This window comes from Acaryochloris sp. IP29b_bin.148, from assembly GCF_028285565.1.
GTDB lineage: Bacteria > Cyanobacteriota > Cyanobacteriia > Thermosynechococcales > Thermosynechococcaceae > Acaryochloris.
The window spans coordinates 1-7799 of record NZ_JANQOY010000101.1 but is presented as its reverse complement, the minus strand read 5'-3'; the positions used below and the strand labels follow the sequence as shown (position 1 = coordinate 7799).

Below are 7799 nucleotides of genomic sequence, written 5' to 3'. Positions count from 1 at the left end.
GCCATTTCTTCGTCGATGGCGTCACGGAGGGCGTTAAATAACAGTACTTCAGCCATAATGCGTTAGCGATACACTATTGGATACGTTAGCAGAAGACGGTCCTCCAACCCTAGTGTCAATCTAGAGTCCTGATATCGCTTTGCTTTTCAGGAACTGATGCAGTGCTAAGAAGTCGGAGACAGAGATTTTACGCGCTGATTGACCTTTTTAATATAGCCATCAATATTGCATTTGCGTTTGAGACCGCTAGCGGCCATATAGCGAACGGTGCCAAAGATAGGACGTTCGCGCCAACCTCGATCATGGACGCCAAACACCCAGGCCACCCCGGTGTAAGAATTAGCATCCCGGCCATCAATAAAGTATTTGTTGTTGAGCTCCAAGGCCGTTTGGAAGGCCAGCTCTGGAGTAGCCGTCCATTCGATAATTTTTTTGCCCCAGTACATGCGCATGTAGTTATGCATATAACCCGTATGCTTCATTTCCCGCATGGCGGCATTCCAATAGGGATCTTCGGTACGGGATTCGTCCAGCTGTTCTAGGGAATAGCAGGGGGTTCTGGGGTCGTGACGATGGTTATCTAAGGTTGTTTTGGCCCAGTTGGGGAGACAACTATAGGCATCGTAGTCAGGGGTGTAATGGGCAAAGTTCATGGCTAGCTCTCGCCGCACAATCAGCTCTTCGATATAGGTATCGACATTATCGCGGGGAACATTACCCATAGATTGAATCTGCAAGGCCAAATATAACGGGGAGATTTGGCCAAAGTGCAGATATTGGCTCATATAAGAGACATCATCCGTCTGGGGCTGATTGCGATGATCGGCGTAGATGGCAAAGGATTTTTGCAGGAATTGCTCTAGGATTTCCTTGGCCCGAGTCGTACCGCCCTGGAATAGAGAACTGACAGGGGGCACGCTGCAGTCCAGGGGCAGCTTTGCTAAGACAGCCTCGATATTGCTGAGATCTAAGGTCTTTAGATCTAGATGGAGGGAGGTGTGCTGAACGGGGGTTGAGGCAAACGGAACCAGAAAGCGATCTAAGTGGCGATGGATGCGAGGACGGATGGTGCGGGCCGCATAATCGGCTTTGACGGAGGCAGTTTCTACAGGCACCACCACTTCCGATTCCACTTGCACCACTTGGCAGGGGGCATTTTGAGCGACATTGTCTCGCCACTGGCGTTGGAAACGAAGATAGCCGCGATCGCACACCAAAACCGAAGCCTCTTTCCCCAACTCCAAAGCAATCTGATCCGGGTTGCCATAGCGCATTACAAATTTGATGCCCCGTTGAATCAGCGCTTGTTCGGTATCCTGCAAACCTTCCAACATAAAGGTGTAATGGCGAAGGTTAGAGCCGGGATAGTCGGCCATCAGGCCAAAACAAACCACTACGGGCTGCTGGAGGGCATTGGCACGTTGAATGGTATATTCCAACGCATGGTTGTATTCTGCCCGCTGAGATTGCTGCATCCAATACAGGACATAGCGACCGGGTTGCACATCCTGTTGATTAAGGCGTCGGATGCGTTCATCCTCAATTACCGAATTTGCCATCCCTGATTTTGACAGAACTCCACAAAAGACTACATCTTTTGTCTTAACGCAGAGTCCGGTCGAAAAGCTATGGAGAGATGGCAGCTCAGATAGATGAATGCTATTGCCAGTGGGGTGATGGAGTTAGATCAGGCTAATCCCAATTTCTCTAATACAGGCTGGGTAGAAACGACATGCTTGTCCAAGCCAAGCTTTTGAGGGGCAATCCCTAAGGCCAAACCCACCAGTTGCGGTAGATGCAACACTGGCAACCCCAAGGTTGTCCCTATCATCTTTTCCACCTCGGGCTGACGAGAATCCAAATTAAGATGGCAGAGTGGGCAGGGGGTCACTAAACAATCTGCCCCAGCCGCAAGGGCTGCCTGAATTCTGCCCCCGGCCATGGCAAAGGACTGAGGTGTGGCATAGCTGGCAAGAGGCCAACCACAGCATTGGGTCCGGCCTGAGTAATAGGTAGGGGTGGCATCCAAGGCCAGAAACACATTCTCCATGGAAGAAGGATGAATGGGATCGTCAAAGGGCAAGGACTGTTGAGCCCTCAGCAGATAGCAGCCATAAAATGCAGCACATTTCAAACCACTGAGTTTGCGCTTAACCTGGAGCGTTAAGGCTTCTAAGCCATAATCTCCGACCAAGGCCCAGAGGAGATGCTTAACTTCGGTACTCCCTTGATAGGGAGAGCAATGCTGCTCGGACAAGAGACTGTTGATTTGATTGAAGTAGTCCGGGTCGGTTGACTGGGCCTCTTTTAAGCGCTCATCGACATGGCCAATCACGCCCTGGCAGGTACTGCAATGGGTCAGAAGCGGTAAATTGAGCTGTTCAGCTAGGGCAATATTGCGGGCATTAACTGTATCTTCGAGTAATTGAGAGTCTTCTTTAAAGGTGCCGGAGCCACAACAGGCCGCTTTTTTCAATTCAATCAGCTTGATGCCCAGAGCTTGGGTGATTTCCTGGGTGGACATATATAGCTCTCGACAGGCACCTTGCGCCACACATCCTGGGAAATAAGCATATTGAAGTGTTGGAACCGACATCTATAAAGTACTCATGCTAAGCCTACGCTAGAGCAACGCTAGCATGTTGGCTGGAGAATTCAAGTTGCCTGTGATTGAACATTACAAAAATGGTGAAATCTGGCTCGTCCAGTGGGCAGGCATCTTAGTCTTGAAGGGCATACACTCACTGTTGGAGTTCCTATAATAATGCGCGAACTTTATCCTGTGATTACCCCCTATGCAACGGGAAAACTCCAGGTTTCTGATCTCCATACGCTCTACTACGAAGAAGTGGGGAATCCTCAGGGAAAACCAGCTGTGTTTTTGCATGGTGGACCAGGAGGCGGTATTGATCCGGTCTATCGACAATATTTTGATCCGCAACAATGGCGCTTAGTGCTGTTTGACCAGCGGGGCTGTGGTCAGAGTACGCCCCATGCAGAACTACGAGGCAATACCACCTGGGATCTAGTTAGCGATATTGAAACGCTGCGTCAGCACTTAGGGATTGAACAGTGGGTGGTGTTTGGCGGGAGTTGGGGCAGTACCTTGGCATTGGCCTATAGCCAGACCCATCCCGAGGCTTGTGTGGGGCTTATCTTGCGAGGGATTTTTATGCTGCGATCGCAAGAGCTGCACTGGTTCTATCAACAGGGGGCCAGCGCTCTTTTTCCAGAGGCCTGGCAAGCCTATCTCCAGCCCATTCCCCTCGCAGAACGCCATGACTTAATCCATGCTTATCACCAGCGGCTGACCAGTGATGATCCAGAGATTCAGCTAGAAGCCGCCAAAGCCTGGTCGATTTGGGAGGCCACCACCAGCAAGCTGTTGCCAGACCCTGATTTGCGGGAAAAATGTGGCGAAGAGACCTTTGCCACCGCCTTTGCTCGGATTGAATGCCATTATTTCGTCAATAAAGGGTTCCTGGAAACCGAAGATCAGCTGCTACGGGGGTGCGATCACATTCAGCATCTCCCCATTGTTATTGTCCAAGGTCGATACGATGTGGTTTGTCCTGTGATATCGGCTTGGGAGTTACACCAGCGTTTACCCCATTCCGAACTGCTGATTATTGCTGACGCCGGACACTCCATTACGGAACCCGGGATTCGTAGTGCGCTGATCGAGGCCACTGAACGTTTTGTTCACCTGCCTTAAGCCGACTTGTTTAAGACTTGATTTATGCTGAGGCAATAAAACAAGATCTATGCTTGTAGAGGGTCGGTTTCAGATTACTATGGAGTGAATGGCTAAAATCCTGAAAGAATGGATTAAGCTTTTGCTGCCATTGCTTCTTCGAGCAATGTCAATTGAAATTTGCTTGGGAAGAGTCGGCAATCTGCTGGCGTCATAGTCACAGTGAGTCCTTTTCCTAAAGTGCGTAGTTTTAGAGATGATGAGAACCAATGAGTGAGTCAGAAATTTTTGGCAAAGTAAAAACAATTGTTGCTGAACAATTGAGTGTTGATGCTGATAAAGTCAAGCCAGAAGCAAGTTTCCAGAACGATCTAGATGCTGACTCCCTGGACGTTGTCGAAATGGTTATGGCTCTAGAAGAAGAATTTGATATCGAGATTCCAGACGAAGCTGCTGAGGAAATTCTCACCGTTCAAGCTGCTGTCGATTTTATCGCTGGCAAAGTCAAGGCTTAGCGGCTCTGCAAATGGTGTTGCTTGCTCAAGGGGGCAACGCCATTAACCCCTTATTTTTCACACCCTATGCCGATCACATGTGACCATCATGACTAATCAAGAGCGTAAGCGCGTTGTAATAACAGGGCTGGGGGCCATTACTCCAATAGGGAACACCCTTGCTGACTACTGGGATGGGTTGCTTGCAGGTCGCAGTGGGATTGGTCCCATCACCCGGTTTGATGCTGCTCGTCATGCCTGTCGGATCGCTGGGGAAGTGAAAGAGTTTGATCCACAAGACTATATGGATCGCAAAGATGCCAAACGCATGGACCGCTTCGCTCAATTTGCGGTGGCAGCTAGCAAACAGGCCCTGGCGGATGCTGACTTTACGATTGACGATACCAATGCTACCGACATCGGTATCATTATTGGCACCGGAATTGGCGGCCTCAAAGTACTTGAAGATCAGCAGGAAATTTACCTCACCAAGGGTCCCGATCGCTGTAGTCCCTTTATGATCCCCATGATGATTGCCAATATGGCAGCCGGATTAACGGCGATTCATGTGGGGGCGAAAGGTCCCAACTCCTGTTCCGTGACGGCTTGCGCTGCTGGCTCTAACGCCATTGGCGATGCCTTTCGCTTCGTTCAGCGCGGCTATACCAAAGCCATGATTTGTGGCGGCACCGAAGCAGCCGTAACCCCCTTATCCATGGCAGGATTTGCGGCTTGTCGAGCCCTATCTTCTCGTAACGATGAACCCACGAAAGCCAGCCGTCCCTTTGATAAGGATCGCGATGGATTTGTCCTCGGAGAAGGGGTTGGCATCCTTTTAATCGAGGAATTAGAGCATGCCCTCGCGCGGGGTGCCAAAATCTACGCTGAATTGATTGGCTATGGGGTCACTTGCGATGCCCACCACATGACCTCTCCTTCCCCTGGCGGGGTTGGCGCGGCTCGAGCTATTGAGCTATGCCTCAAAGATGCAAATCTCACCCCAGATCAGATCACCTATATCAATGCCCATGGCACCAGCACCAACGCCAACGATACAACCGAAACGGCTGCCATTAAGCATGCAATCGGTGATAACGCGTATCGTGTTGCCATTAGTTCCACTAAATCTATGACGGGCCATCTGTTGGGTGGGTCTGGTGGCATTGAAGCGGTGGCTACCGCTATGGCCATTGCCCATGATCAAGTTCCGCCGACCATTAACCTAGATAATCCTGACGAAGGATGCGATCTAGACTATATCCCTCATACCAGCCGCAAATTAACGGTTGATGTCGCCCTTTCCAATTCCTTTGGCTTTGGCGGCCACAATGTCACCCTCGCCTTCCGCAAATATGCCGATTAATGTTGGATTCACTTGCCATGATGGCATTTACCCTTGAGGCTTGTCTGTACCAAGCCTCTTTTTGAGGCTTAGCAGAGAACAAAAATCAACGCCGTTTTCTTGCAGCATATTCCTTCTTGACGTTCAGTAAATATTAAACATTCAAGCTTATGGTTGTAGCGACCCAATCCCTAGACGAACTCTGTATTAATTCCATTCGTTTTCTGGCTATTGATGCCGTTGAAAAAGCTAAATCGGGACACCCCGGTTTGCCGATGGGGGCTGCCCCGATGGCTTATGTGCTTTGGGACCGAATTATGCGGTTTAATCCCAAAAACCCCTATTGGTTTAATCGTGATCGGTTTGTGCTGTCTGCCGGGCATGGCTGCATGTTGCAGTACGCACTGTTGCATCTAACCGGATTTAACAGCGTTTCCCTTGATGAAATTAAGAATTTCCGGCAGTGGGGGTCAAAAACGCCCGGTCACCCAGAAAACTTTGAAACCCCTGGGGTTGAAGTCACAACGGGTCCCTTGGGACAGGGTATTTGCAATGCCGTTGGTTTAGCCATGGCTGAAGCTCATTTAGCTGCCAAGTTTAATAAGCCTGGACATACCTTGGTCGATCATTACTCCTATGCGATTTTGGGAGATGGCTGCAATATGGAAGGGGTTTCGGGAGAAGCCTGTTCTTTGGCAGGACACTTGGGCTTGGGTAAACTGATTGCCCTTTATGATGACAACCATATTTCCATTGATGGGTCCACGGATATTGCCTTCACAGAAGATGTGGGCAAGCGCTTTGAGGCCTATGGTTGGCATGTCCAGCACGTTGAGAATGGCAACACCGATCTAGACGGAATTCAGAAGGCAATTGAGGCAGCTAAAGCCGTTACGGATAAACCTTCACTGATTAAGGTGACCACCACCATTGGCTATGGGTCCCCCAATAAAGCCGATACGGCTGGGATTCATGGGGCCGCGCTTGGGGATGCAGAAATTAAAGCCACCCGAGAGAATCTAGGCTGGAATCATGAGCCTTTTGATATTCCCGAGGATGTGCTGTCTCATTTCCGTAAGGCAGTGGATCGGGGGGCTACTGCTGAATCTGAATGGGAAGGAGTTCTAGCTTCCTATCGCAACCAACACCCAACGGAAGCCGCTGAGTTTGAGCGCATGCTGAAGGGAGAACTGCCAGCGGGTTGGGATAAGGCTCTACCCAGCTACACTCCAGCAGACAAAGGCTTGGCTACCCGTAAGCACTCTGAAATCACCATTAATGCCTTAGCTGGATCTGTACCTGAGCTAATTGGTGGTTCGGCAGACTTAACCCACTCTAATCTGACTGAAATCAAGGAATCTGGGAATTTCCAAAAGGGAGATTACAACAACCGCAACCTCCGCTTTGGTGTTCGAGAGCATGGCATGGGGGCCATTTGTAATGGGATTGCCTTGCATAATTCCGGCTTAATTCCCTACTGTGCCACCTTCTTGGTGTTTGCCGACTATATGAGGGCAGCGATTCGTCTCTCTGCTCTGGCAGAAGCCGGGGTTATTTATGTAATGACCCATGACTCGGTGGGTCTGGGCGAAGATGGTCCCACCCACCAGCCCGTGGAAACGATTGCCTCCTTGCGAGCCATTCCGAATCTGACGGTGATTCGACCTGCAGATGGGAACGAGGTATCAGGGGCTTATAAAGTTGCGATCGCAAGTCGGAAATACCCAACACTGATTGCCTTTACGCGTCAGGCCCTCCCTAACTTAGCCGGTAGCTCCATTGATGCCGTGGCCAAGGGCGCTTACATCATGTCCGACAGCGATGGCACACCCGACCTGATCATGCTGGCCACTGGTAGTGAAGTCCACCTTTGTGAGCAAGCTGCTGAGCAGTTACGGTCTGAAGGCAAGAAGGTTCGCGTAGTCTCTATGCCCTCCTGGGAATTGTTTGAAGCCCAAACCCTTGAGTATAAGGAGTCCGTTTTACCCAAGGCGATTACCAAGCGTTTAGCAGTAGAAGCCGCTGCCGATTTTGGTTGGCATCGGTATATTGGCTTTGAAGGCCAATCCATTAGCATCAATCGTTTTGGTGCTTCTGCTCCTGGAAATACTTGTTTAGAGCAGTTTGGCTTTACTGTTCAGAACGTTCTTGCCAAAGCCAAGGATTTACTGAGCTAGTGCAGCCTGGCTGAAATAACCATTCAGCTTATCTATCGTCAGTGAACCCTGCAAATTTCCAATTGAAGGGCTTGGCCATCGTGCGGTTAAAG

Annotated in this window: 6 protein-coding genes; 4 read left to right on the top strand and 2 right to left on the bottom strand. The window is 50.1% G+C overall.

All coding sequences use genetic code 11. The annotated features are described in order from the left end of the window. Positions 1-164: 164 nt before the first annotated feature. Both Q0986_RS09690 and Q0986_RS09685 read right to left on the bottom strand, forming a co-directional pair. Positions 165-1559 carry a deoxyribodipyrimidine photo-lyase gene (locus Q0986_RS09690; protein WP_299408892.1) on the bottom strand — a complete coding sequence of 465 codons (1395 nt, stop codon included), beginning with the start codon at positions 1557-1559 and terminating at the stop codon, positions 165-167. A 128-nt stretch (positions 1560-1687) separates the two neighbouring features. Then, the gene (locus tag Q0986_RS09685) at positions 1688-2596 is read right to left on the bottom strand and encodes a CoB--CoM heterodisulfide reductase iron-sulfur subunit B family protein (RefSeq protein WP_299408889.1); all 909 of its coding nucleotides are present in this window, start codon (positions 2594-2596) and stop codon (positions 1688-1690) included. A gap of 168 nt (positions 2597-2764) precedes the next feature. Here Q0986_RS09685 and pip point away from each other — a divergent pair, with 168 nt between their 5' ends. From pip to tkt, 4 genes are all read left to right on the top strand, one after another. Then, entirely contained in the window at positions 2765-3715 is a 951-nt protein-coding gene (gene pip, locus Q0986_RS09680; protein WP_299408886.1) for a prolyl aminopeptidase, read from the top strand. A gap of 248 nt (positions 3716-3963) precedes the next feature. Beyond that, on the top strand, positions 3964-4209 hold the full coding sequence (gene acpP / locus Q0986_RS09675; protein WP_299408882.1) for an acyl carrier protein: 246 nt from the start codon (positions 3964-3966) through the stop codon (positions 4207-4209). A gap of 88 nt (positions 4210-4297) precedes the next feature. Continuing rightward, positions 4298-5551, top strand: a complete 1254-nt coding sequence (fabF, locus tag Q0986_RS09670; RefSeq protein ID WP_299408878.1) for a beta-ketoacyl-ACP synthase II — start codon at positions 4298-4300, stop codon at positions 5549-5551. 149 nt (positions 5552-5700) lie between these two features. Further along, positions 5701-7707, top strand: a complete 2007-nt coding sequence (gene tkt / locus Q0986_RS09665; RefSeq protein WP_299408874.1) for a transketolase — start codon at positions 5701-5703, stop codon at positions 7705-7707. Positions 7708-7799: the final 92 nt, after the last annotated feature.

Bases quoted from the DNA above. Each gene is read 5' to 3' on its own strand.
- tkt (WP_299408874.1), top strand. From the start codon at position 5,701: ATGGTTGTAGCGACCCAATCCCTAGACGAACTCTGTATTAATTCCATT.
- pip (WP_299408886.1), top strand. From the start codon at position 2,765: ATGCGCGAACTTTATCCTGTGATTACCCCCTATGCAACGGGAAAACTC.
- Q0986_RS09690 (WP_299408892.1), bottom strand. From the start codon at position 1,559: ATGGCAAATTCGGTAATTGAGGATGAACGCATCCGACGCCTTAATCAA.
- fabF (WP_299408878.1), top strand. From the start codon at position 4,298: ATGACTAATCAAGAGCGTAAGCGCGTTGTAATAACAGGGCTGGGGGCC.
- acpP (WP_299408882.1), top strand. From the start codon at position 3,964: ATGAGTGAGTCAGAAATTTTTGGCAAAGTAAAAACAATTGTTGCTGAA.
- Q0986_RS09685 (WP_299408889.1), bottom strand. From the start codon at position 2,596: ATGTCGGTTCCAACACTTCAATATGCTTATTTCCCAGGATGTGTGGCG.